The organism is Promicromonospora sp. NPDC050880 (assembly GCF_044456525.1).
Classification (GTDB): Bacteria; Actinomycetota; Actinomycetes; order Actinomycetales; family Cellulomonadaceae; genus Promicromonospora.
In genome coordinates, this window is record NZ_JBITFV010000006.1 from 109,326 (window position 1) to 134,023 (window position 24,698).

Genomic DNA, 24,698 nt, shown 5'->3' on the forward strand with positions numbered 1-24,698 from the left:
CCCCGGCGCGCCCCCCCCCCCGCCCGCCCCCGCCCCCCCCCCCCCCCCACGTCCGGGGACGGGCAGGTGGGTCAGTACCCCGTGGACGTCGGCTCCGGGTAGTACTGCGCGTACTTGCGGCGGTAGTTCTGCGTGATCGCCTCGACGATGAGCCGGCGCTTGAGGCCGGAGTCGCCGTCATACTTCAGCGGGTTGACCACGTCGCCGCTCGCCTTGAGCGCCTTGAGCCGGGCCTTGAGCTCCGGGTCCAGCACGTACTTCGACAGCAGCCCGAACGGCACCACCGTGTACAGCACCTCGCGCACGGCACGCACCGCGCGGATGGGGCGGTGCAGCACCCAGTCCTCCACGAGCACGCGGGCCACGTTGGCCCCGCCGGCCGTCACGTAGTAGTTGTTCCGGCCGATGCGCGGGTTCACCTCGAAGTACACGTGCTGCCCCGTGCGCGGGTCCAGCTTGTAGTCGAAGTTCGCGAAGCCCACGTAGCCGGTCGCGTCGAGGAAGCGCGTGGCGGCGTCCATGGCGTCGTCGTACGGCTCCACGAGGATCGCCGCCGGGATGCCGAGCGTGCCCGGCGTGTGCTCCTCCAGGAGCACCCGGCCCGTGGCGAGCATCGTCACCGCGCCCGACGTGTCGCGGTAGGCGGTCAGGGACCGCATCTGCGTCTCGTCGCCCGGGATGAACTCCTGCACCAGGAACGTGCCCGGGAAGCTCGCGTCCGCCAGGTGACCCAGGATCACGTCGAGCTCCTCGCGGGAGTCGATGTGGTGGATCTTCGCCTTGCCGGGGAAGTCCACGTAGTACCACTCGGCGCTGTTGGACGGCTTGCCGACCACCGGGTACTGGAGGTCCACCTCCAGTGCGGGTACGGCGGCACGGCCGCCCTCGGCCACCAGCTTGGCGACGTCGACGGCGACGGTGCGCGGCGTCGGGATGCCGAGCTGGTCGCAGACCTCGGCGAAACCCTCCTTGCTGCTCACCTGCTCCAGGACCGGGAGCGACGGGTACGGCAGCACGTAGCCCGCCGCCTCCAGCCGCTCCCGGTTCAGGATGACGGTCCGCACGTGCCAGTCGGCGTTCGTCAGCAGCACCAGCGTCTTGTCCCGGTGCTGCTGCGCCACGCCCTCCAGGGTGGACAGGAACACGTCCACCTCGTCCAGGCCCGGCACCACCACGTTCTCGGCGATCGCCGAGTCCTGCATGGCGCGCGTGGCCACCTTGGACAGCACGATGGCGCGGGTGCGGTACTGCTCGTGGAACGCACGCACCAGGGCGTACATCCCGACGTCGCCGCCGACACCCACCACCAGCATCTCCGGCGCGGGCTGCTCCCCGCCGCCTACCGGCCCCTGCTCCGCGGGGAGACCCCTCACGCCTCGGCCTCCGTGCGGTCGCCGGACCACTCGGTGTGGAACGTGCCCTCGCGGTCGACGCGCTTGTAGGTGTGCGCCCCGAAGAAGTCGCGCTGCGCCTGCACCAGGGCGGCCGGCAGCCGCTCGGCGCGGACGCCGTCGTAGTACGCCAGGGACGAGGAGAACGCGGGCGTGGGCACGCCGTTCTGTGCCGCACCGGCGACGACGCGGCGCCAGGCCGGCAGGCCGCTCGCGACGGCGTCGGTGAAGTACGGGTCGGCGAGCAGCAGCGGCAGGTCCGCGTCCCGCTCGTACGCCTCGGTGATGCGGTTCAGGAACCGGGCGCGGATGATGCAGCCGCCGCGCCAGATCCGGGCCATGGCGCCCCGGTCGATGTCCCAGCCGTACTCCGCGGCGGCCGCGGCGATCTGGTCGAAGCCCTGCGAGTAGGCGACCACCTTGGAGGCGTACAGGGCCTGGCGCACGTCCTCGATGAACGCGTCGCGGTCCTTGACCTCCCACGCCTGCGCGTGCGCGGGCAGGGCGGCACGCGCCGCCTCGCGCTGCGGCACCGAGCCGGACAGGGCGCGGGCGAACGTCGCCTCCGCGATCCCCGTGATCGGCACGCCGAGGTCGAGACCGTTCTGCACGGTCCAGCGGCCGGTGCCCTTCTGCTCGGCCTGGTCGAGGATGATGTCCACGAAGGCCTTGCCGGTGTCCGCGTCGGTGTGCTTGAGGACGTCCGCCGTGATCTCGATGAGGAACGACTCGAGGTCACCCGTGTTCCACTGCGCGAAGATCTCGCCGATCTCCGCCGCGGAGGCACCCAGCCCCTGGCGCAGCAGGTCGTACGCCTCGGCGATGAGCTGCATGTCGGCGTACTCGATGCCGTTGTGCACCATCTTGACGAAGTGCCCGGCGCCGTCGGAGCCCACGTAGGTGGCGCAGGGCACGCCGTCCACCTTCGCGGAGATGTCCTCCAGGATCGGGCCCAGGGACTCGTACGCCTCGCGCGTACCGCCCGGCATGATGGACGGGCCGTTCAGCGCGCCCTCCTCGCCGCCGGACACACCGGTGCCCACGAAGTGCAGACCGTGCTCCTTGAGCGCCGCCTCGCGCCGGATCGTGTCCGGGAAGTGCGCGTTGCCGGCGTCGACGACGATGTCGCCCTCCTCCAGCAGGGGCACGAGCTCGTCGATGACGGCGTCCGTCGGACCGCCCGCCTTGACCATGATGACCACCTTGCGCGGCCGCTCGAGCGACGCGACGAAGTCGGCCATCGACTCGCTGGGCACGAAGGTGCCCTCGTCGCCGTGCTCCGCCACCAGCGACTCGGTCTTGGCGTAGGAGCGGTTGTGGACCGCCACCGTGTAGCCGTGCCGTGCGAAGTTCCGCGCGAGGTTGCGCCCCATCACCGCCAGCCCGGTGACGCCGATCTGTGCTGTGCCTGACACGTTCTTGCTCCTTCTCCAGTGGGAACCGGGCCGGCCCACGCGCGGCGCGCCGTGCCCCTCCGTCAGCCTAGTAGTGCCCGGGAACGGACGGCGACGCAGGTCACGATCCGGAGACAGCCGCGCGCCTCCACCCGGTGGACGTCAGGTGGACGTACGGTGAAGTGGTGACCAGCGGCCCGCCCACCGGCGTTCCCGTCGACTTCGCAGCAGCCCTCGCCGACCTGCGGCGTCAGGCGCTGCGTACCGAGGTGCGCCTCACGGAGATCCCGGCGCCACGCCGGGTGGCGCCGTTCAGCGTGGCCCTGGCGGGCGACGTGCTGCCCGGCCCGCCGGCCGGCCCGGCCGGGGCGGACGACCACGACCACGACGACGAACCCCTGGCCACCGGCCGCTTCGTGGTGCTGCACGACCCGGCGGGCCAGGAGGCCTGGCACGGCACCTTCCGCGTGGTGACCATGGTGCGCGCCACCCTGGAGCCGGAGATGGCGGCGGACCCGCTGCTGGCCGACGTCGCCTGGTCCTGGGTGGGCGAGTGCCTCCAGGCCGCGGGCCTGGAGCCCGGCACGGGAACCGTCGCCGAGGGTGGCACCGTCACCCGCGTGCTGTCCCAGAGCTACGGCGCGCTCGACGGGACGCCGGACGCGGTGGACCTGGAGATCCGCGCGTCGTGGACACCGGTCGACACCGGGCTCGGCACGCACCTGCGTGCGTGGGCGGCCCTGCTCGCCATGGCGGCGGGAGTGCCCCCGCTGCCGGACGGCGTCGCGGCTCTCACCAGGCGTTTTACCGGCCCTTCCAGGCAACGCCATACGGTAGGCCCATGACCACCACGGAGCGAGGAGTCCCTGCGGAGACATCGACGCCCGTGCCGCCACCCGTCACCCCGCTGACCGAGCCCGCCGACGGGCTGCCCGACGTCGTCGCGACCGAGGCCGTGTTCGCGCGGGTCGTCGAGGCCTTCGCCGCAGGGACCGGACCGGTCGCCGGCGACGCCGAGCGCGCCTCCGGGTACCGGTACGGCCAGGCCACCTACCTGGTCCAGCTCCGCCGCGCGGGCGCGGGCACGGCACTGATCGACCCGGTCGGCGTGCCGGACCTCTCCGCCCTGGGCGAGGCCGTGGGCGACGCCGAGTTCGTGCTGCACGCCGCCTCGCAGGACCTGCCCGGGTTCGCCGCGCACGGCCTGCGCCCCGCCCGGATCTTCGACACCGAGCTCGCCGCGCGCCTGCTGGGCATGGAGCGGGTGGGGCTGGCCGCCGTCGTGGCCGAGGTGCTGGGCCTCGGACTCGCCAAGGAGCACTCGGCAGTCGACTGGTCCACCCGCCCGCTGCCCGAGGACTGGCTGCGGTACGCCGCGCTCGACGTCGAGGTGCTGGTCGAGCTCCGGGACCGCCTCGCCGAACGGCTGGAGGCCGCGGGCAAGGCCGAGTGGGCGGCCCAGGAGTTCGAGGCCGTGCGGACCGCTCCCCCGCCGGCACCTCGCGTGGACCCGTGGCGGCGTACGTCCGGCATGCACGTGCTGCGCAACCCCCGGCAGGTCGCAGCCGTGCGGGCGCTCTGGCTGGCCCGCGACGCGAGCGCCCGGGCACGGGACGTCTCGCCGGGCCGGGTGCTGCCGGACCGGGCGATCGTCGCGGCGGCCAAGGCCATGCCGCGCACGGCGGGTCAGCTCGTGGCCCTGCAAGAGTTCGGGGGCAAGGGCACCAAGCGTCGGGCGGCCTACTGGCAGCGCGCGATCGACGAGGCGCGGGCCCTGCCCGACGCCGAGCTGCCCACGGTCCGTGGCCCCCGGTCCGACGGTCCCCCGCCGCCTCGCACCTGGGGCGACCGGGACCCGGCGGCGGCCCGGCGCCTGGCGTCCGCGCGCGAGCTCGTGACCGGGCTGTCCGCCGAGCACAACGTGCCGGTGGAGAACCTGCTGCAGCCCGATGCGCTGCGCCGCCTGTGCTGGACACCGCCGGCCGGCGCCGACGCGGCGGGGATCGCGGAGTTCCTGCGCGGTCGCGGGGCGCGCGAGTGGCAGGTCGGCCTGCTCGCCGAGGGCCTGGAGCGGGCGTTCGCCGACGCGGCCGCCGGGCGGGCACCGGCCCGTGCTGCTGGCTCGGCTACTGACTCAGCTGCCGACTCAGCTGCTGACCAGGTGTGAGAGCCCGGCCCGTACCCCAGTAGAGTCGTCCCCATGCCAGCCCTGTCGGAGCCCATCACGCTCGCCGTCGACGTCGTCACCGAACCTGCGACCTGGGACCGTGAGGTCCTCGCCCTGGGCGGGCACCCGCTCCAGCTCTGGGGCTGGGGTGAGGTCAAGGCAGCCGGGAACTGGCGCGCGCACCGGTTGCGCGTGACGGAGGACGGCACGACGGTCGGCCTCGCGCAGCTTCTGGTGCGCCCGCTGCCGGCCCAGTTCCGGGCGCTGTCGTACGTGCCGCGCGGCCCCGTGGTGGCGCACCACGACGGCGAGACGGCGCAGGCCGTGTTCGGCGTGGGTGACACCGCGACCCGCAACGCCGTGACCAACACCGTGGTCCAGTGGGCCCGGGAGAACGTGGGCGGCGTGGGCATCACGATCGAGCCGGACTGGCCCGCGGGCACGCAGCTCGACCTGGCCGGGCGGCGGTACGCGCCCAACCAGATCATGATCCCGAGCACGCTCATCCTGGACCTCACGCGGTCCAAGGACGAGCTGATGGCGGACATGCGCAAGTCCACGCGGTACGAGATCCGCAAGGGCGCGCGGGCGGGCCTCGACATCCGCCGGGTGACCGAGGAGGCGGAGGTGCTGCGCGTGCTCGACGTCTACAAGGAGACGGCCGAGCGCGCCGGGTTCGCCATCCACCACGACAAGTACTACCTCGACATCCACCGGGAGCTCGGCGAGCGGTCGGTGCTGGTGGCCACCTACATCGACGACGCACCGGCGACCTTCGCGTGGTGCGCCAACTCGGCCAGCACGTCGTTCCTGCTGTACGGCGGCGGCAACGACGCGGGCCGCAAGGCCACCGCCACGGCGCCCACCTACTGGCGCACCATCGAGATCGCCCAGGAGCAGGGTCTCGTGCGGTACGACATGAACGGCCTGCTCAACGACGGCATCAGCGACTACAAGAAGAGCTTCGCCAAGCACACCGACGAGCTGGTGGGCTCGATCGACGTCGCGTTCTCGCGCTGGTACAACACCTGGAACACGGCCCTGCCGACGGCCAAGAAGGTGGTCCGCAAGCTCCGCCGCGGCTGACCGCTCGGCGCGGCGCGCCCGCGCTTGACCTCGGTCACTCGCTCGGCGCTGTGCGCCTGACTTCGGTCACTCGCGCCCCGCCGTGTACCTGACTTCGGTCACTCGCGCCCCGCCGTGTACCTGACTTCGGTCACTCGCGCCCCGCCGTGTACCTGACTTCGGTCACTCGCCTCGCCGTCGCGCGCCTAAGTTCGGTCATTTGCACCCCGCCGTCGCGCGCCTGACTGCGGTCACTTGCTCCTCACTTGACTTCGGTCGCTCGCTCCCGACCCCGCGCCGGCTTCGGTCACATGACCCCACCCCGCGCTAACTTCGGTCGCTTGCCTTGAGATCGGTCACTCAACCGGCCGATCTCAAGACAAGCGACCGATGTCGTCGCGGCGCCCGGTGCAACCGACCGAGCTCGCGGCTCGGTGTCGCACCCTCCCCGGAGACTCCGTTTCAGCCGCCCCGAACTGGGTCTCAGATCGTGCGTGCTTTTTACCGGTACTCGCGGTAGCGTGTATCTCGATCCAGCGGCGTCGCTCACCGGACGTCGCCGTCCCGAAAACCCCCAGGAGTTGGAGCTGATGACCGCAGCCCCGGAAACACCGCGTACCCGCCGGGCGGTACGCGACGTCGTCTTCGTCGACGGCGCCCGCACGCCCTTCGGCAAGGCCAAGCCGGACGGTCTCTACGCCGAGACGCGTGCGGACGACCTGATCGTGAAGGTGGTGCGCGAGCTGCTGCGCCGCCACCCCGAGCTCCCGCCGGAGCGCATCGACGAGGTGGCCGTCGCCGCCACGACGCAGCAGGGCGACCAGGGGCTCACGCTCGGTCGCACCGTGGGCATGCTCGCCGGCCTCCCCCAGTCCGTTCCGGGCTACGCCATCGACCGCATGTGCGCCGGCGCCATGACGGCCGCCACCACCACGGCCGCGGGCATCGCCATGGGCGCCGCCGACGTCGTGATCGCGGGCGGCGTGGAGCACATGGGCCGCCACCCGATGGGCTTCGACGCCGACGTCAACCCCCGGTTCGTGGCCGAGAAGCTCGTGGACCCGCAGGCGCTGAACATGGGCGTCACCGCGGAGAACCTGCACGACAAGTTCCCGCAGCTCACCAAGGAGCGCGCCGACCGGTTCGCCGTCGAGTCGCAGGCCAAGTACGCCAAGGCGCTGGCCAACGGGAACATCGACCCCGACCTGGTCCCGGTCGCGATCCGCTCGTCCGAGCTCGGCTGGGGCCTGGCCACGGCCGACGAGCTGCCCCGCCCGGAGACCACGTTCGAGTCCATCCAGGGCCTCAAGACGCCGTTCCGCCCCGGCGGCCGCGTCACCCCCGCGACGTCGTCCCCGCTGACCGACGGCGCCACGGCCGCCATCCTCGCCTCGGGCGACGCGGCGGCCGAGCTGGGCCTGCCGGCGAAGATGCGGCTGGTGTCCTACGGGTTCGCCGGCGTGCCGCCGGAGATCATGGGCTACGGCCCGGTGCCCTCCACGGACAAGGCGCTCAAGGCCGCCGGCCTGACCATCGACGACATCGGCCTGTTCGAGCTGAACGAGGCCTTCGCCGTGCAGGTGCTCTCCTTCCTGGACCACTACGGCATCGCCGACGACGACCCGCGCGTGAACCCCTACGGCGGCGCGATCGCCATGGGCCACCCGCTGGCCAGCTCGGGCGTGCGCCTCATGACGCAGCTCGCCAGGCAGTTCGAGCAGCACCCCGAGGTCCGCTACGGCCTGACCGCCATGTGCGTGGGCCTGGGCCAGGGCGGCAGCGTCATCTGGGAGAACCCGCACCACGCCGACTACTCCGGCCACACGGACGAGGAGAACTGACCGTGACCGAGAACCCCGCCTTCACCGAGCGCGTCACCCACTCCCTCGTCCGGGACGTCCAGCTCCCCGGCGGCGCCGGTGTGCTCGCCCTGGTCACGCTCGACAACGGCCTGGACCACACCAAGCCGAACACGCTCGGCCCGGCCGGCATCGCCGAGCTCAGGACCGCCCTGGAGGGTGTCCGAGCCCGCGCCGAGGCCGGCGAGATCGCCGCGGTGGGCGTGACCGGCAAGCCCTACTTCGTCGCCGCGGGCGCCGACCTCAAGGGCATCACGTCGGTGCACGGCCACGACGAGGCCGTCGAGCTGGGCCGCATGGGTCACGCCGCGTACTCGATCCTCGGCGACCTGCGCGCCGAGACCGGCGTGCCGACCTTCGCGTTCGTGAACGGCCTGGCCCTGGGCGGCGGCCTCGAGGTCGCGCTCAACTGCGACTACCGCACCGTCGCGTCCGACGCCGCGGCGCTCGGCCTGCCCGAGACCGGCATCGGCCTGGTGCCCGGCTGGGGCGGCGCCTACCTCGTGCCGCGCCTGGTCGGGATCGAGAAGGCGATCGAGGTCATCCTGACCCGCCCGGCCGCGAACAAGCCGTTCAAGCCCGCCGAGGCCCTGTCGATCGGCCTCGTCGACGAGCTGTTCGACGCCGCAGACTTCCTGGAGCAGTCCATCCGCTGGGCGGCGAAGGTCGTCACCGGCGAGATCGAGGTACCGCGCCGCGAGCTCGACCCGCAGCCCGTGTGGGACGCCGTCGTCGCTGCGGCCAAGGAGCGGCTCGACGTCGTGGTCGGCGCGTCGCGCCCCGCGCCGCACCGTGCCCTCGGACTGATCGCCGCGGCCCGCAACGCCACCAAGGAGGAGGCGTTCGCAGCGGAGGACCAGGCCCTGGCGGACCTGATCATGACCGACGAGATGCGCGCCAGCATCTACGCGTTCAACCTCGTGGGTGCCGGCAAGAAGCCCGCGGGCGCACCGGACCCGAAGCTCGCGCGGCCGGTCACCCGGGTCGGCGTCGTGGGCGCGGGCCTGATGGCCGCGCAGATGGCGTTCCTGTTCGCGCAGCGTCTCGGCGTCCCCGTCGTCATGCGCGACCTGGACCAGGAGCGCGTGGACAAGGGCCTGGCGTTCGTCCGGGAGACCGCCGAGAAGCTTGCCGGCCGCGGGCGCCTGTCGCCCGAGGCCGCCACGCGCATCGTCGCCTCGGTGTCCGGCACCACGGACATCGGCGAGTTCGCCTCCTGCGACTTCGTCATCGAGGCCGTCACCGAGGTGATGGGGCTCAAGAAGAAGGTGTTCGCCGAGCTGGAGGGCATCATCTCCCCGGAGGCGATCCTGGCCACGAACACCTCGGCCCTGTCGGTGACCGAGATGGCGGCGGACCTGGCGCACCCGGAGCGCGTGGTCGGCATCCACTTCTTCAACCCGGTGGCCCAGATGGCGCTGGTCGAGGTGATCACGGCGGACAAGACGTCCGACGAGGCCCTCGCCACGGCGTTCGCCGTCACCAAGAAGCTGCGCAAGACCGCCATCGGCTCGGCGGACCGCCCCGGCTTCATCGTCAACCGCCTCCTGCTGCTCGTGATGGGCCAGGTCGTGGACGCGATCGAGGGCGGAACCCCCGTGGAGGTCGCGGACCGGGCGCTCGCCCCGCTCGGCTTCCCGATGCCCACGTTCGAGCTGACCGACCTGGTCGGCCCCGCCGTGGCGCAGCACGTGCTCACCTCGCTGCGGGAGAACCTGGGCGACCGCATCCCGGCGTCGCAGGGCCTGGCCCGGATCGTCGAGGACGGCACGCGCGTGGTGCTGGACGCCCCGGCGAAGGGCCTGCCGAAGCCGGTGAACCCGGCGATCCAGGAGTACTTCGGCCCCGCCCGGCCGGGTGAGCCCGGTGTGCTCGACGCGGACGGCGTGCTCGACTCCGTGCTCACAGCCCTCACGACCGAGATCGGCCTGATGCTGGACGAGGGCGTCGTGCCCGGCCCGCAGCAGATCGACCTGGCCATGATCCTGGGCGCCGGCTGGGGCTTCCACACGGGCGGCATCACGCCGTACCTGGACCGCACCGGCTACAGCGAGAAGGTGCTGGGCAGGCGGTTCCTGCCCGACGGCGTGGCGAACGTGCCCGCCTGAGCCTCCGCTCGGGGACCCTCCGGCACCGGCTGAGCCCGGTGTCGGAGGGTCCCGCTACGCTCGCGCCCATGACGGACGCCATGTCGGGCACGAGAGCGCACTACGTCGTCGTCGGGGACGGTCCCCTCGCCTTCCGCCTCACCCGTGCACTGTCCACCCGCTTCCGGGGCACGGTGGCCGTGCTGGTGCCGGACCGCGCCTCCCGGTACGCGCAGCAGATGGCGGACCTGCCGTCCGTCGAGGTCGTCGAGGTGGAGCGGGTCGACGAGGACTCCCTGGCCACGGCGGGGGCCGACCGCGCCGCGTCTGCGGCGCTCGTGGAGCAGGACGACGGCGGCAACGTCGCCCTGGCACTGCTGCTGCGCGAGAAGTGGCCCGCGCTGCACGTCGTGGTCCGGATCTTCGACGAGTCGCTCGGCCGGCACCTGGAGCGTGACCGCTGCACCGTCCTGTCGTCGTCGGCGTTCGCGGCGCCGGAGATCGTCGCCGCCGCCCTCCGGCGACAGATCCGGTTGCCGGTGGATCACCGCCGGCTCGTCACCGTGTCGGACGAGGAGGAGTCCCTGCCGACCCGGATGGTCCTGTTCGCCACCGACGAGGACGACGCGGTCGTGGCCCTGCCGAGCACCGCCGAGCTGCCCGGGCTGACCCCGAAGGTGCTCCTGGCCGACGCCGGCCCGGAGGACGTGATGCCGGAGGTCAGGGCCGAGCTGGAGCCGGACGAGGACGAGGTGGACCCCCACCGCCACCGCCGGTTCGGCGAGTACGTCCGCTCGCTCGCGATCACCTCGGGCCGCAACCTGCTGCTCGCGGCCGGCGTCCTGGCGCTCGTGGTGCTGGTCGGGGCGACGACGATCAAGATCGCCACCGGGTCCTCGTGGGCGGGGGCGCTGTACGAGGCGGTGCTGCCCTCCCTGGCCGGCAGCGACCCCGACCACGGCGCCCACCCGGTCGTGAAGGCGACGCAGGTCGCGCTCACGATCGTCAGCGTCGCCGTGATCCCCTGGGTCACGGGTGTCGTCGTCGACGGCGTCGTGCGCACCCAGCGCCTGCTCGACACCGGCGCCCCGCTGCACCCCATGTCCGGCCACGTGGTGGTCGTCGGGATGGGCGACCTCGGCACCCGCATCGTGCGGTCCCTGGATCGGCGCGGGGTGCCCGTGATCGCCGTCGACGTCGACGAGTCGGCACGCGGCATCGCCGTCGCCCGTGCCCGGGACGTGCCGGTCGTGATCGGCGACGCCCGCCGGTCCACGACCCTGCGCGGCGCCTACGTCGGCTCCGCGCAGGCGATCGTCGTGGTGACCAGCGGCGGCGCGACCACGATCGGTATCGGGTTCGCCGCGCGTTCCGTACCCCGGCCGGCGGACGCGCCGCCGCTGCGCACCGTGCTGCGCGTCTACGACCGTGACCTGTCCCGCCGCATCCGCCGGGAGGTGCCGGACTCCGTCGGGCTGAGCTCGTCGTTCCTCGCCGCCCCCTGGTTCGCCGCGGCGATGATCGGCCAGGAGGTCAAGGCCACCGTCCCGTACCGCGACCGGGTGCTGGTCCTCGCGGAGATCGAGGTCGGCGAGCACAGCACGCTCGTCGGCAAGCACTCCACGGAGCTCGACGTCCCGGAGACCGACGCCGGGCCCGACGACGGCGCCCCGGGACGTCCCCGCGTGCGCGGCATGGCGAGCCGACTGCTGGCGGTGCGCACGCTCTCGTTCGACAGCGGGGGCGGCGGCCACCTGATCGAGCCGGCCGCGGGGCGCTACCTCCAGCCGCACGACCGCGTGTTCGTCATCGCGACGACCGCGGGTCTCCAGCACGTGCGCGAGGCGGCCCGGTCCCGACCGGCCCCGACCGGCCTGAACGACCGGACCAGAACCGGCCCGCTCACCGGTCCACCTGCCGCATAGGTTCGGGGCATGCAGAACGGTCTCAGCGTGCCCCAGGGCGCGGCCCTCACCCTCGGTGCCATGCTCGGCACCGGCGTCATCTCGCTCCCGGCTCTCGCCGCGGGCGTGGCCGGACCCGCGTCGCTCGTGGCGTGGGCCGGGCTCGTGCTCCTCTCGGTCCCGCTCGCCACGACGTTCGCCGCCCTCGGCGCGCGCCACCCCGACGGCGGCGGGGTGGCCACGTACGCGCGGCTCGCGTTCGGCGAGCGGGCCTCCACCATGGTCGGCTGGGCCTTCTACGGGACCATCGGCGTGGGCGCTCCGGCCGCGGCGGGCTTCGCCGGCGCCTACGTCGCCGACGCGACCGGCGGCGGGTCCGGTACCGCGCTGGTCACGACGATCGCGATCATCGCGGTGTGCGCCGTCATGAACTGGTTCGACCTGCGCGTCTCCGGCACGGCGCAGCTCGTCATCGCGGGATCGGTGGCGCTGCTGCTCGCGGTCGCCGTCGTCGTGGCGCTGCCGCACGCGCAGACCGGCAACCTGGTGCCGTTCGCGCCGCACGGGTGGGGCGCCGTCGGCCCGGCGGCCGCGCTGCTGGTGTGGGCCTTCGCGGGGTGGGAGATCCTGGGCTCGCTGTCCGCGGAGTACCGGCGCCCGGCGCACGACATCCCCCGTGCCACGGCGATCGCGGTGGCGGCGGTCGGTGTGCTGTACCTCGGCGTCGCGTTCGCCACGGTCGCGGTGCTCGGGCCGGCGCCGGGCCCCGCACCGCTGTCGGACCTGCTCGTGCTCGGGTTCGGTGAGCAGGCGCGGCCGGTCACCGCGGTGGTGGCGGTGCTGCTGACCGTGGGCGCGATCAACGTCTACTTCGCGGGTGGCAGTCGGATGGGTGCGGCGCTCGCCCGGGACGGCGCCCTGCCCGGCTGGCTCGCGGCCCGGCCGGGCCGCACGCCGCGCCGCTCCCTGACCCTCATCACGGTGGTCGCCCTGGGCACGACGGCGCTGCTGGCGGCCCTGCACCAGACGACCGACGCGATCCTGCTCATGGCGACGGCCACGTTCTCCCTGCTCTACGTGGTGGGCGCGGCCGCCGCCCTGCGGCTGCTGCCCCGCTGGGGCGTGGCGTGGTGGTGTGCGGCGGTGTCCCTGGTCGCCGCGCTCGGGCTGCTCGTCATGACCGGCGCGCACATGACAGGCCCCGTGGTGGCGGCACTGGGCGGGCTCGCCTGGACCACCTGGCGGCGGCGCCGGGCGCGGCGCGCACCCGGCCTCAGGGATCCAGCAGGCTCGCCAGCACCCGGATCCCTGGCCGGATCGAGCTCGTGACGGCGTTCCCGATCCCGAGCACGATCCCGTCCCGGTGCGGACCGGTCGCATAGGTCGCGAGGGACTCCAGCGCGACGGACCGCCGTCGGGCCCGGGCCACGAGGGTCCGGGAGTCCACGCCGCCGTCCTCCGGCAGGTGGGCGGCCACGTGCAGGCCCGCGGCGGACGGCACCGGCGCGACGGGCAGGTCCGCGAGGGCGTCCAGCAGGATCTCGTGCCGCTCCGCATACCGCGCCGAGGCCTTGCGGACGTGCCGCGCGAGCAGCCCGTCGTCGAGGAAGCGGGCGAGCGCGGCCTGCACGTGCACGGCACCGTGGCCGTCGGTGAGCTGACGGGCCGCGAGCAGGGCGTCCCGCAGGGACGGCGGGGCCACGAGGTACCCGGCCCGCAGGCCGGGCAGCAGCGACTTGGAGAAGGTACCCACGTAGACCACCCGGCCGTCCCGGTCGAGGGCCTGCAGCGGCTCCAGCGGGCGGCGGGTGCGGCGGAACTCGCTGTCGTAGTCGTCTTCGACCACGGCGGTACCGTGGCGCCGTGCATGCGCCAGCAGCGCCCGGCGCCGCGCGAGCGACAGCGGCATCCCGAGCGGGAACTGGTGGGAGGGCGTGGTGTACACCAGGCGGGCGCGCGCCGGGACCTCGTCGACGACCAGTCCCTCGGCGTCCACCGGCACGGGAACCACGCGCGCGCCGTGCAGCGCGAACAGCTCGCGGGCCTCGGGATAGCCGGGGTCCTCGACGGCCACGACGTCGCCCGGTTCGAGCAGCACCCGGGCCACCAGGTCGAGCGCCTGCTGCGCGCCCGTGGTGGCGATGACGTCGTCCGGGCCGGCCTGGACGCCGCGGGCTCCCGAGACGTACCGCGCGACGGCCGCGCGGAACCGGGGCAGGCCCGCGGGGCTGCCGTACGCCCCCGCCGCCGGACCGCCCGCCCGGGACTCGGCGGCCAGCAGCCGGCGCCACGTGTCGAAGGGGAAGAGGCTCGCGTCCGGGATGCCCACGCGGAAGTCGTGGTCGGGTGCGGCCGCGTCAGCGCTGGTGGGCCGGGGGCTCCAGTGCCAGCCGGCGCGCGGCCGCAGCGCGCCCGTACCCCGGCGGCGCGCGGACGGCGCGTCGTTCGCCGCGTCGGTCGCGTAGGTTCCCGCGCCCGGCCGGGACTCCAGGAAGCCCTCGGCGACCAGCCGCTCGTACGCGGTGGCCACGCTCGCCCGGGACACACCCAGGTCGCGGGCGAGGTCCCGCGTCGAGGGCAGCCGCTCCCCCGCCGGGACCCGGCCCGTGGTCAGGGCGCCGCGCAGCGCACGGTAGATGGCGTCGGTGCGCCCGGTGCGGTGGCTGAGATCGACGGCGAGGTCCATCCGCCGATCATCGCCCATGGCCGCCGCGCTGCTCAGGTCCCGGGTTCCCCCGGCGGCCCGGACACGGTTGAATGCGTACCGACATGACCACGTATTACACGTCCGACCTGCACTTCGGACACCTGAACATCATCCGTTTCTGCGACCGCCCGTTCGCCGGCGTGCCCGCGATGAACGCACGCCTGGCCGAGCTCTGGAACGAGACGGTCACCGAGGACGACACCGTCTGGGTGCTGGGCGACGTCGCCCTGGGCGCCCTCGACGAGTCACTGACGTGGATCGGCCGGCTCGCGGGGCACAAGATCCTGGTCCCCGGAAATCACGACCGCTGCTGGGAGGGCGACCCCTCCCTGCGCAAGGGCGACCCGGAGGCACGGAGCCTGCGGCGCACGGCGGCCCGGGAGCGCTATCTGGCCGCGGGTTTCGCCGAGATCCACGACCGTCCGGACCCGGTGACGCTCGGCGTCCCGGACGTGACGCTGTCCCACTTCCCCTACGAGGGCGACTCGCACGGGGCGGACCGGTACGTCGAGCACCGGCCCCCGGACCGGGGCGGCTGGGTGGTGCACGGGCACGTGCACGACACGTGGCGCCAGCGGGGGCGGCAGATCAACGTCGGCGTCGACGCGTGGGGCGGGCGACCTGTACCTGCCGCGACCGTGGCAGCGCTGATCGCCGACGGCCCGCAGGAGCTGGCCCCGGTGGCCTGGGCCTGACCCTGGCCTGGTCCGGGTCATGGCGGCCGGACATGACAAGAGCGCACGTTCTGAAGGTGACGAACGTGCGCTCAGGCGTCAGTGTGCGTGGCGTCGCAGGTACGCGAGGCCCACGCACTGCGTCAGCGGAAGCGCCAGGGCGCCGGCCGCCGCGCGGGGGTCATGCCGATACGAGGGTCTCCGCGTCGCGGTGCTCACGGTCCGACTTGTAGGACGCGATCTCCGCGGCGTTGAACCGGAGGTCCGTACCGACCATGTGGTAGTCGATCTCACCCGCTTCGAGCAGGTCGATGACGTGGAGCTTCGACACGCCCAGCAGCCGCGCGGCTTCGAGCGTGGTGAGGTCCTGACGGGTCCTGTTGGCTTCGGCTTCCAATGTGATTTCGTTCACACGACAAGTCTTGCGCCTTCGAGCGGCTGGAGTCCAGTCGAATCGGTGCGAGTTTCCATATTCGATGATGATTCTTTTCTCCGCCCGGTCGCATTGTTCGGTAATTGGTCCCCCGCGGACCGCGACGAGTGGACGCGACGACGCTCCGGATGTGGCACGATGGCGGCGTTCCGCCGTGAGCCGCGGTGGACCTCCTGCCAGTTTTCCTGCCGACTGGCGGATCGAAACGATCCACCGCGCACGAGGGGGATGGATGGGCGCTCCGCCCGTAGTGCTCGACGAGATTCCCGCGATCAGCACCACGCCCTCGCAGCTCCAGGCGATTCTTGACATCAATCGGAACGCTTACGACGCGCTCGCGGGGACGTACCGGGCAACAACGCTCTCCCGCCAGGAGAACGCCAAGAAATGGCTCACTCAACGGCTCCCGCGAGTGACGGGTGCCGAGCAGCCCACGGCGCTGGACATCGGCTGCGCCGACGGGACCCACTCCCGAGTGCTGTCCGCCCTCGGGTACACCGTCACCGGCGTGGACTTCTCGGCGCAGATGATCGCCGCCGCCCGGGAGCTCTGCGCCGACCCGACCCAGCCCCGCCGCCCTCGCCTGCTGCACGGAGAGTTCCTGGCGGGCCGGTACGTCGACGAGGACGGCCGGGAGACCCGGCTCGACGGGGCGGTGTTCGACCTCGTGCTCGCCACCGCCTTCGTCCACCTCTTCCCGCCCGAGAGCGACGAGGAGGCCGTGCACAAGGTGCTCGCCCATGTGGCCCCGGGCGGGACCGCGCTCATCTCGACGACGGTCGCCGCCGCGGGCCACCGGGGCTTCGAGAGCAAGACGGGTGCCGACGGCCGGACCACCGTGCGCTGGCGGAACCGCTACGAGCTCGAGACCTTCGTGTGGCTCGTGGGCCAGGCGGCCCGTGATGTCTACGGCGCGAAGACCTCCGTGCGACCGTGGGTGGTCGGCGACCCGGAGGACACCGGCAAGGTCTGGATCGACGTCGCCGTCGCCCGCCCGTCCTGATCAGGCCTGCTGCAGGCCGCGGTAGACGGCCGTGCGGAGCTCGACCGCGTAGGGCCGCAGGGCGGGCATGCCCAACCGTGTGGCCGCGTCGATCTCCGCCTCGACGTCGTACGGCACACGAACGAGCTGGAGCCCGAAGGGCGCCGGGGCGGGGTCGTCGACCACGCCCTCCAGGATCGCGTAGCTCGGCACCGGCTCGTCCAGCGGATTACCCACGCTCCCCACGTTGAAGAGGGTCCGGCCGTGGTCCACCTTGACGAACGCGTCGTGGATGTCGCCGTACCCCACGACGGACGGCGCAGGACCCTCGCCCGTCATCGGGGTGTTGGCGAACATGCCGTCGAACTCCTCCGGCGTGTGGCGCGCCCGCACCCGGACGTGCGGACTGACCGCCGACGCGTGGAACAGCCGGATCTGACGCCCGCTGATCAGCAGGTCGTGGCTGAGCGGCAGCGCTGTCAGCCACTCGCGCTGATCCGCACGGAGCTCGTCGCGCCACCAGATCATCTCCGCGGCGGACTCGTCGTCCCAGACGGGCAGGTGGTCGTCCCAGTTGCCCCTGATGTTCACGTCACAGACCTTGTCGCACCGGTCGACGACCTCGCTGCCCCGGGGCCCCTTGCCCACGAAGTCACCGAGGTTGATGATCCGGTCGATCCCACGCGACGCGATGTCGTCGAGCACCGCGTCCAGGGCCGTGAGGTTGCCGTGCGCGTCGCTGATCAGGGCAATTCTCTCCAGAGGCACACTCCGGATCGTCCCACACCCCAGCCCTGCCTCACCCACCCGTCTCCGGCCGGAGGTGCTCCACGCCCAGGACGCGCCGTTCGCCGCCCGGGCCGAGCGCGGGCGCCGTCCGCTCGGCCGGCACCGGGTGCCCCACGGCCAGCGAGAGCGAGTGCAGCACGTGCTGCAGGATCGGCGGGTTCAGCTCGTCGCCGCCGTCGTACTGCGCCAGCCCGATGCCGAGCCGTTCGATCGACTTGCGATAGAGGTGGAACTCGACGTAGCCGGACGCCTCCGGCGTCCCCGGATCCCGGATGGAGCCGCTGTACTGGACGGTGGTCTGGTAGGTGTGGATGTTGAGCTGACCACGTCCGGCCGCGTTGATCTCCTCGGCGAGCGCGAGGAGCCGGCCGTGCGCCCGCACCACCTGCCCGATGAAGGCACCGTCGCGGTCGTAGTACCCGTCGATGGTCGCCGCGATCGCCGGATGGTCGACCAGCCACACCGGATCCACCTTGACCACGTCCACGTCCACGCCACGGTTGGCCATCGCCCAGATCAGGTCGGGATCGCGCGCCACGCTCGTCATGCCGAACCCGAACACGACGACCTGCCGCCGCGCCGACTTCCAGATTCCCAGCGAGGCGTTGCGATGCTCACGGTCGGCGCTCACCCACTCGATGCCACGGTACTGCCGCAGCTCCTCGAGCAGGCGGGCCCGTTCGAGCTCCGCCTCCCGCTCGAGCCGGTGCCGCGCGACGTAGACCTGCTCGACGAGGTAGAGCACGGCGATGACCACCGTGGCGACGGCCGTACACCAGACGATCGGCACCGTCACGCTGGGTGGCATCAGGTCGGGAACGAACGTGAGAGCCAGGTTCGACACCGCTCCCAGCGCGACGACCAGCAGACTTCCCCTTGCCCAGCCCTGCACGTGGACCACCCCCAGGACCTGCGCACAACGACCTGGTTTCTGTACGTCGATGCTATGGCAACAAGTAGGTCAAGTCTAGATAATTACGAAACGTCAGTTTCCTCGGCGAACCATCGGGGTCCCCAGGTCCTCCGCCTCCCCCCGTGCCTCCTGCGCCTCCCCGAACCGCTCCTGGTCGTGCAGAGCCAGCGCCAGCGCCCGCAGCGCCTCGGCCAGCGGCGCGCGGTGCCGCTCCGCGTCCGGGCCAGGGCCGCCCGCCAGGTCGCGCAGCAGCACGACCGCCTCGGACGCCGGGGCCACGGCCTCGTCGCCCAGCCGCAGGGCCGCGAAGCTCGCGCTCACCGTGGTCAGCGACCGGGCCAGCCGGGGGCGGTACCGCTCCGGGTCGCGGGCGGCGAGCTCGCGCCATGCCCGCGTCGCCTCCCGCTCCGCGTCGAGCGCGGCCAGCGGCCGGTCCAGGCGGGCGTACGTGGCGCCGACGCCGGACAACGCGCCGGCCAGCCCCGGCAGGTGCCGGTCGCGGTCGCCGGCCACGAGCCGCCGTCGGACCTCGACCGCCTCGAGCTGGAGCGCGACGCCCTCCCGGGTCTCGCCCCTGGCCGCCAGCGTGGTGCCCAGGGCCTGGAGGGAGCGGGCGAGGTCGGGCAGGTAGCGGCCCGGGTTCTCCTCGGCGGTCCGCCGGTGGGTCGCGACGGCCTCGGTGAGATACGGGACGGCCTCCTCGCCGTCCCCCTGCTCGACGAGCGCGCTGCCCGTCACCGACAGCGCGTCACCCAGACCCGGCAGGTGGGCGTCGGGGTCCGTGGCCGCCAGGTCCCGGCTCAGCCCCAGGGACTCGGCGGCCGGGCCGATGGCCTCGGCGGCCCGGCCCAGGTCCACCAGCCACCGGGCCACGCCCGCCAGCGCACGCGCCAGCCCCGGGACGAACCGCTCCGGGTGCTCCTGCGCGAGCCGCCGCCAGACCTCTACCGCCTCCCGGCCCGGCGCCAGCGCGGCCGCGGGGTCGCCCAGCGCCGCCGTCGTCGCGGCCAGGTCGGTGAGGGCGGTCGCGAGCTCGGGCCACGCGGCACCGGTGGCGTCGCCCGCGGCCAGGAGGCGCAGCAGCGCCACGGCCTGCCCCGCCAGGTCCCGGGCCTCCTCGTACCGGCCCTGCTCGGCGCACGTGGCCGCCAGGTGGGCGAGCTGGACGGCCAGGCGCGGCCGGAACCGCCGCGGGTCGGTCCCCGCGAGGCGCTGGAACTGGGACACCGCCCGGCGTTCGTGGGGTTCGGCGTCCTCGGCCCGGCCGGCCTCGCGCAGCGCGACGCCGGCGTCGTGCCGGGCCTCGGCGAGCCGGGCGCCGTCGGGGGCGGCACCGAGAGCCCCGAGCGTGCGCGACGCGAGCTCGGCGCGCAGCTCGCCCAGTGCCAGCGACGGGTGCGGGAAGGCCCCCGAGACGGCGCGGAGGGCGTCGTGCTCCGGGGGCAGGGCCGCGACCGCCGCGCCCAGCCGGTCCAGGGCCGGTCCGTGCTCCGCGCAGCGGGCGTCGAGCCGCTCGGCGGCGACGGCGGTCATCCGCAGGGCCGCCCGGCGGGCCGCTGCCGGGCTCGCCCCCGTCAGGCACGCCGCGAGCAGGTCGGGTGTGTCCGTCAGCTCGGCCAGCAGGTGGGGGTCGAGCAGCCGGGCGGGCAGGGCCCGGGCCGGATCCAGCGCCAGCAGCCAGCGGGCCACGCCGGCCCGGCCGGCGTCCTGCACGCCCGGTACCACCGCCGCGACCCGGCGGACGAGGTTCTCCGCCGCGTCCTGGGTGCGCACGCCGGTGAGCGTGGCCGCGGCGACCAGGGCGTCCATGGCCTCGGGCCGGAAGCCGGTGCCGCCGAGCACCCCCTCCTCCTCGGCCGAGCGGAACCAGCTCCAGCGCTCGTGCTCCAGCAGCTCGTCGAGGGCGTCGGACACGTCGACCGGCAGGACTCCCGCCGGCGGGCCCGTCTGCGAGCGCAGCACCGCGCAGAGCGCCGCCGCCTGGAGGTCGAGCATCCGGGCCCCGCCCGGCACGGAGGCGACCGCGACCCGCGGCACGGGTACGCCGAGCGCCTGTGCGTACGGTTCCACGAACGCGGTCACGAGCCGGGCGTCGACCTGGCCGGGCAGCACCTCGGGGCGCAGTGCGCGGTCGGACCGGGCGGGTCCGAGCAGCGCCCGGACGTCCGGGTCGGTCGCCGCCAGACGGTCGAACCACACACCGGCGTCCCGTGCGGCCAGCAGCACGCGCAACGCGCCGTTGCGGCCTCGGGCCGCCGTCCGCAGGAGGTCCGCGAGCGCCGGGCCGCGCCGTTCGGCGTCGTCCACGAGCAGGAGGGCGGGGGCACCGTCGGGGACGGCGGCCAGGGCGGCGGCCTCGGCACCGTCGGGCACGTCGAGGCAGGTCCAGCCGGCGTGCGCCCTCTCGTGCGCGACCTCGCGCGCGAGGCGGGTCTTCCCGACGCCGCGCGCACCGCTGACCAGGCGGACGGACACCGGTCGCGGGTCCTCGCACCAGGCGGCGAACGAGGCCCGCTCGGCCGTGCGCCCGAGGAACGGCACGGTGCGCCGGGCGGGGGCGAGCAGCCGGGCTGGCGAGGTGACGTGCGCGACCGTCGCACCGGCGGGTGACGACAACGGGGACACGACGTCAGTGAACCGGAAAACCTCTCGAACCGGTTATCACACCCGTCGCCGACCGCCGAGGCTCATTCCGTGCTGGCGAGGCGCCGCTGCTCCTCGGCCAGGATGGTGCGCGACAGCGTGGTCTCGGACGGCGCGGCGACGTCCACGGCCGACGGCGACGCGTCGGTGATCTCGGACTGGCGGGCGAACTCCTCGAACAGCGCCGCCTTGGAGCCGAGGATCTCCATCATCCGCTGGTCAACGGAGTGCTCGACCAGGAGCCGGTGCACCTGGACGGTGCGGGTCTGGCCCATCCGGTGGGCGCGGGCCACGGCCTGCGCCTCGATGGTGGGCTTGACCTGGGGTTCGCAGAAGATGACGACGCTCGCGGCCTGCACGTTGAGCCCGACTCCCCCGGCGGTGATCTGGCTGACCAGCACGGACGGTCCGCCGGGCGCGGACAGCGCGTCGACCATGGTCTGCCGCTCGGGCACGGGCACGGACCCGGTCAGCGGGCCGACGGCGAGGTCGCCGAGCAGGTCCATGACCTGTTCCAGCACGGACAGGAAGTAGGAGAACACGATGACGCGGCGGCCGGCGTCGACGGCCTCGGCGACGAGCTCGCGCAGGCGCACGAGCTTGGCCGAGTCCCCCGGGTCGGTGACCGCGAACGCGGCCTGGCGCATCGCCATGAAGCTCCCCGCGAGGACCGCCTCGCGGTAGGCGGCGCCGTCCACGGGACCGAACTGCTCCCACTCGTCCACCTGCACCATCTCGGGCAGCTCGGTGAGCACGTCCTCCTGGTTGCGGCGCAGGTAGGCGGGCGCGACGATGCGGCGGAACGCCTTGGCTCCGGACAGGCCGGCGTTGGGGTCGAGCTGCCCGGCCACCTCGGGCTGCAGGTAGCCCACCATGTTCTTGAACTCGGCGACCTTGTTCTCCATCGGGGTGCCGGACAGGAACAGGACGCGGTCGGACCGGTCGGCCCAGCGCCGCACCTCGCGGCCGCGCAGCGTCTCGGGGTTCTTCACGTAGTGGGCCTCGTCGACGACCAGGAGCGCGGGCCGCAGGTCGTGCGGCAGGTCGAGCCGGCCGAGCACCTCGAAGGTCGTCACGGCGACGCCGCCGTCGGTGACCCAGCGGGCGGCGGCCCGCTCCCGGTCGGTGCCGTGCAGCACGACGGCGGTCAGGCTGGAGTGCTGCCGCACCTCCCGCTCCCAGTTGGTGACCACGCTGGCGGGGCAGACGACGAGCACGTGCGTGCCGCCGGTCGCCACGAGGTGCGCGGCCACGGCGATGGACTGCATGGTCTTGCCCAGCCCCATCTCGTCGCCGAGGATCGTGCGCCGCTGCACCAGCGCGTACTTCGCGCCGAACTGCTGGTAGCCGCGCAGGCTGGCGCGCAGCAGGGTCCGGTCCAGGGGCTGCGCCTCGACCCGGCGGACGACGTCGGCGGGCAGCCCGCCCTCGGCGGCCTCGTGGTCGTCGCCGAGGTCCACGACCTGGGACAGCAGCCCGTAGTACTCGGCCGAGCGCGCCTCGAAGTCGGCCCACACCTCGGCCGCCTCGGGCGGCTGCCCGACGGCGGCGCGGACGGCCCGTGCGTCGTCGGTCAGCCGTGCGGCCGCCACCTGGTCCGCGAGCGCCGAGACCGCGACCAGGGCGGCGGTCCTGCGGTCGGCGGGGGCCACGAGCCGGCGCCAGACGCTCGCGGCGAGCCCTGCGGGCTCCAGGTGGGCGGGGACGACGTCGGCCACGCGGCGGGCCTCGTCGAGGTGCCGGTGCCGGGCGTCGGTGGCGAGGCCGAAGGCGTACAGCGCCTGGACCAGCACGGTGGCGTAGGGGTCGTCGGGGTCGACGTCGATGCGGAAGCGCAGCTGGGCGTCGGCCTGGTCGGCGAGCTCGCGGGCGGCCGACGTGGCGAGCCGTGCGGTGCCGGCGCCGATGCCGGCGTCGACCAGGCGGTCGGTCCCGGCGGCGAGCACCTGCGTGACGTGCGTGAACCCGGCCTTCTCCAGGACGGCGACACGCAGCTTCTTGCGCCGTTCCTCCAGTGCCGTGACCGGGACGGTGCGCAGGTCGGCGTGCACGCGGACCTCGCGGGTGGCGGTGTAGGCGTCCCGGACGCGCTCGCGCAGGCCGAGGTCGGCGGTGGTGAGCAGGCGGGCGTCGTCGAGCAGCGCCCGGGCCTGCTCCAGCACGCGGCGGGCCGCGCGGGCCTTCCAGGGCCGGGGCGGTGCGGGGGTGGCCGGGGTGTCCGCCGGGCTGGGGAGGGTCGTCTGCTCGGTCATGGCGCTGCGAGCGTACCCGGATGGTCTGACATGCCCCATTTGCTCCAGGGCTATGTTGAGGGCATGACCCACGAGCAGAGCACATTCGGCGGAACGCCCGTCACGACCGTTGAGGAGCTGCGCGAGATCATCCCGCCGCCCCTGGACACGGCGGCGAACAAGGTGCGCCCCACCCTGCACGAGCTCGACCGGCAGTGGCTGGCGGCCTCACCGCTGTGCCTGGTCGCGACGTCCGACGCCGAGGGCAACCTCGACGTCTCCCCCAAGGGCGACCCGGCGGGTTCCCTGGTGCGGGTGCTGGACGACCGCACGATCGCGGTCCCGGAGCGACCCGGCAACCGGCGCACCGACGGGTTCCTCAACGTGCTGGCCAACCCGCACGTGGGGCTCATCTTCGTGATCCCCGGCCGGGGCGACACGCTGCGGGTCAACGGCCGCGCCCGCCTGGTGCGCGACGCGCCCTACCTCGCCGACCTCCAGGTGCGCCGCAACGTGCCGGTGCTCGCGCTGGAGGTGGACGTCGAGGAGGTCTTCCACCACTGCTCCAAGGCGTTCCTGCGCTCCCGGGCGTGGGACCCGGAGACGTGGGACGCCGAGTCGGTGCCGCGCCGTGCCGTCCTCGCGCACACGCTGGAGCGGCCCGAGCAGACCCTGGCCGAGGTCGAGGCGCACTACGGCCCGGGGTACGCCGAGACCATCTACGGCTGAGCCTCATCCATCCCCAGCATCGCGCGGACCGGTGCCACGCCCCGCAGCGTCACGCCGGGGCGGTGCGCGTCGGGCCGCGCGTCCCATGCCGCACGCGTCATCCGGTACCGGTTCTCGGTGGCCCGCTCGCCCTGCCTGTCACGCAGGACGACGCCGTTCGGCGCGTAGCCGAGCGAGCGCGTCACCCCGTTCGACTCCGGGTTGTCGTCGAACGCCTCCGTGGTGGCGACGGCGGCGTCGAACCCCTCGAACAGCAGGTGCAGGGCCATGAGCCGCATGCGCTTGCCGAGGCCCTGGCCGTGGTGCGCCAGGCCGAGCCACGACCCGGTGCCGGCCGACCGCGTCACCGGGTAGTCGGTGGCGGCCACGGACTGCACGCCGACGGGCTCCCCGTCACGGAACACCGCGAGCTCCAGCGCCCACGCCTCGGGCGCCGTCCGGCCTCTGGCCGCCCAGTGGTACTGCAGCACGCCGCGCCGCACCTCCTCGGGCGTCCCGACGTTCCACGGGACCAGGAACGGACGGCGTCCCGGCTCGTGGACACCGGCCACCGCGAGGTCGGCCAGCGTGGCGAGCTCGGCGTCGTCGGGCAGGCGCAGCTCGAGGTCGGCGCAGGCGACCCGGAGGCCGAACGGCGGGAACATGTCGGCGAGGTCCATCGTCCGACCGTTCCAGGACCGGTCGGTCAGGGGCAACCCGATATTCCCCGCCGGCGGAGGCGCCGCGGGGC

19 protein-coding genes are annotated in these 24,698 nt (G+C 73.7%); 10 read left to right on the forward strand and 9 right to left on the reverse strand.

The features are described 5' to 3' along the window. Nucleotides 1–71: 71 nt before the first annotated feature. Nucleotides 72–1,373 (reverse strand): carboxylate--amine ligase, encoded by a 1,302-nt coding sequence (locus tag ACIBBF_RS12820; protein ID WP_397413614.1) that lies wholly within the window; start codon nt 1,371–1,373, stop codon nt 72–74. Further along, nucleotides 1,370–2,806, reverse strand: coding sequence for an NADP-dependent phosphogluconate dehydrogenase (gene gndA / locus ACIBBF_RS12825; RefSeq protein ID WP_397413617.1), 1,437 nt, complete (start codon nt 2,804–2,806; stop codon nt 1,370–1,372). The genes ACIBBF_RS12820 and gndA overlap by 4 nt, the downstream gene beginning before the upstream one ends. Before the next feature lie 164 nt (nt 2,807–2,970). On the opposite strand from gndA, the gene ACIBBF_RS12830 reads away from it, so the two are divergent. From ACIBBF_RS12830 to ACIBBF_RS12860, 7 genes are all read left to right on the forward strand, one after another. After that, nucleotides 2,971–3,630: a DUF3000 domain-containing protein gene (locus ACIBBF_RS12830; protein WP_397413619.1), complete on the forward strand. Its 660-nt coding sequence runs from the start codon at nt 2,971–2,973 to the stop codon at nt 3,628–3,630. Continuing rightward, entirely contained in the window at nt 3,627–4,952 is a 1,326-nt protein-coding gene (locus ACIBBF_RS12835; protein WP_397413621.1) for an HRDC domain-containing protein, read from the forward strand. The genes ACIBBF_RS12830 and ACIBBF_RS12835 overlap by 4 nt, the downstream gene beginning before the upstream one ends. Before the next feature lie 33 nt (nt 4,953–4,985). Then, the gene (locus ACIBBF_RS12840) at nt 4,986–6,038 is read left to right on the forward strand and encodes a lipid II:glycine glycyltransferase FemX (protein ID WP_397413623.1); all 1,053 of its coding nucleotides are present in this window, start codon (nt 4,986–4,988) and stop codon (nt 6,036–6,038) included. 569 nt (nt 6,039–6,607) lie between these two features. Further along, entirely contained in the window at nt 6,608–7,858 is a 1,251-nt protein-coding gene (locus ACIBBF_RS12845) for a thiolase family protein (RefSeq protein ID WP_397413625.1), read from the forward strand. 2 nt (nt 7,859–7,860) lie between these two features. Continuing rightward, complete coding sequence (locus ACIBBF_RS12850) at nt 7,861–9,984, forward strand: 3-hydroxyacyl-CoA dehydrogenase NAD-binding domain-containing protein (RefSeq protein ID WP_397413627.1); 2,124 nt, start codon at nt 7,861–7,863, stop codon at nt 9,982–9,984. Between the two features lie 68 nt (nt 9,985–10,052). Beyond that, the gene (locus ACIBBF_RS12855) at nt 10,053–11,888 is read left to right on the forward strand and encodes a potassium channel family protein (RefSeq protein ID WP_397413630.1); all 1,836 of its coding nucleotides are present in this window, start codon (nt 10,053–10,055) and stop codon (nt 11,886–11,888) included. A 9-nt stretch (nt 11,889–11,897) separates the two neighbouring features. Continuing rightward, a complete protein-coding gene (locus tag ACIBBF_RS12860) occupies nt 11,898–13,196 on the forward strand; it encodes an APC family permease (protein ID WP_397413633.1) in 1,299 nt (432 codons plus the stop codon). Here the strand turns inward: ACIBBF_RS12860 and ACIBBF_RS12865 are convergent. After that, the gene (locus ACIBBF_RS12865; RefSeq protein WP_397413635.1) at nt 13,141–14,553 is read right to left on the reverse strand and encodes a PLP-dependent aminotransferase family protein; all 1,413 of its coding nucleotides are present in this window, start codon (nt 14,551–14,553) and stop codon (nt 13,141–13,143) included. The genes ACIBBF_RS12860 and ACIBBF_RS12865 overlap by 56 nt on opposite strands. A gap of 83 nt (nt 14,554–14,636) precedes the next feature. On the opposite strand from ACIBBF_RS12865, the gene ACIBBF_RS12870 reads away from it, so the two are divergent. Next, entirely contained in the window at nt 14,637–15,269 is a 633-nt protein-coding gene (locus ACIBBF_RS12870; protein WP_397413638.1) for a metallophosphoesterase, read from the forward strand. A gap of 160 nt (nt 15,270–15,429) precedes the next feature. On the opposite strand, the gene ACIBBF_RS12875 is transcribed toward ACIBBF_RS12870, so the two are convergent. Beyond that, nucleotides 15,430–15,660 (reverse strand): excisionase family DNA-binding protein, encoded by a 231-nt coding sequence (locus tag ACIBBF_RS12875; RefSeq protein ID WP_397413640.1) that lies wholly within the window; start codon nt 15,658–15,660, stop codon nt 15,430–15,432. A 253-nt stretch (nt 15,661–15,913) separates the two neighbouring features. On the opposite strand from ACIBBF_RS12875, the gene ACIBBF_RS12880 reads away from it, so the two are divergent. Further along, a complete protein-coding gene (locus ACIBBF_RS12880) occupies nt 15,914–16,684 on the forward strand; it encodes a class I SAM-dependent methyltransferase (RefSeq protein ID WP_397413642.1) in 771 nt (256 codons plus the stop codon). On the opposite strand, the gene ACIBBF_RS12885 is transcribed toward ACIBBF_RS12880, so the two are convergent. The 4 genes from ACIBBF_RS12885 to ACIBBF_RS12900 form a co-directional block, all read right to left on the reverse strand. Continuing rightward, nucleotides 16,685–17,431, reverse strand: coding sequence for a metallophosphoesterase family protein (locus tag ACIBBF_RS12885; protein WP_397413644.1), 747 nt, complete (start codon nt 17,429–17,431; stop codon nt 16,685–16,687). It lies immediately after the preceding gene. 31 nt (nt 17,432–17,462) lie between these two features. Beyond that, nucleotides 17,463–18,353, reverse strand: a complete 891-nt coding sequence (locus tag ACIBBF_RS12890; RefSeq protein WP_397413647.1) for a hypothetical protein — start codon at nt 18,351–18,353, stop codon at nt 17,463–17,465. Between the two features lie 84 nt (nt 18,354–18,437). After that, nucleotides 18,438–20,990: a tetratricopeptide repeat protein gene (locus ACIBBF_RS12895; protein WP_397413649.1), complete on the reverse strand. Its 2,553-nt coding sequence runs from the start codon at nt 20,988–20,990 to the stop codon at nt 18,438–18,440. Between the two features lie 62 nt (nt 20,991–21,052). Further along, nucleotides 21,053–23,260 (reverse strand): DEAD/DEAH box helicase, encoded by a 2,208-nt coding sequence (locus ACIBBF_RS12900; protein ID WP_397413651.1) that lies wholly within the window; start codon nt 23,258–23,260, stop codon nt 21,053–21,055. Between the two features lie 63 nt (nt 23,261–23,323). Here ACIBBF_RS12900 and ACIBBF_RS12905 point away from each other — a divergent pair, with 63 nt between their 5' ends. Further along, on the forward strand, nt 23,324–23,968 hold the full coding sequence (locus ACIBBF_RS12905; protein WP_397413653.1) for an MSMEG_1061 family FMN-dependent PPOX-type flavoprotein: 645 nt from the start codon (nt 23,324–23,326) through the stop codon (nt 23,966–23,968). Here ACIBBF_RS12905 and ACIBBF_RS12910 read toward each other — a convergent pair. Further along, the gene (locus ACIBBF_RS12910) at nt 23,959–24,627 is read right to left on the reverse strand and encodes a GNAT family N-acetyltransferase (RefSeq protein WP_397413655.1); all 669 of its coding nucleotides are present in this window, start codon (nt 24,625–24,627) and stop codon (nt 23,959–23,961) included. The genes ACIBBF_RS12905 and ACIBBF_RS12910 overlap by 10 nt on opposite strands. Between the last annotated feature and the right edge of the window lie 71 nt (nt 24,628–24,698).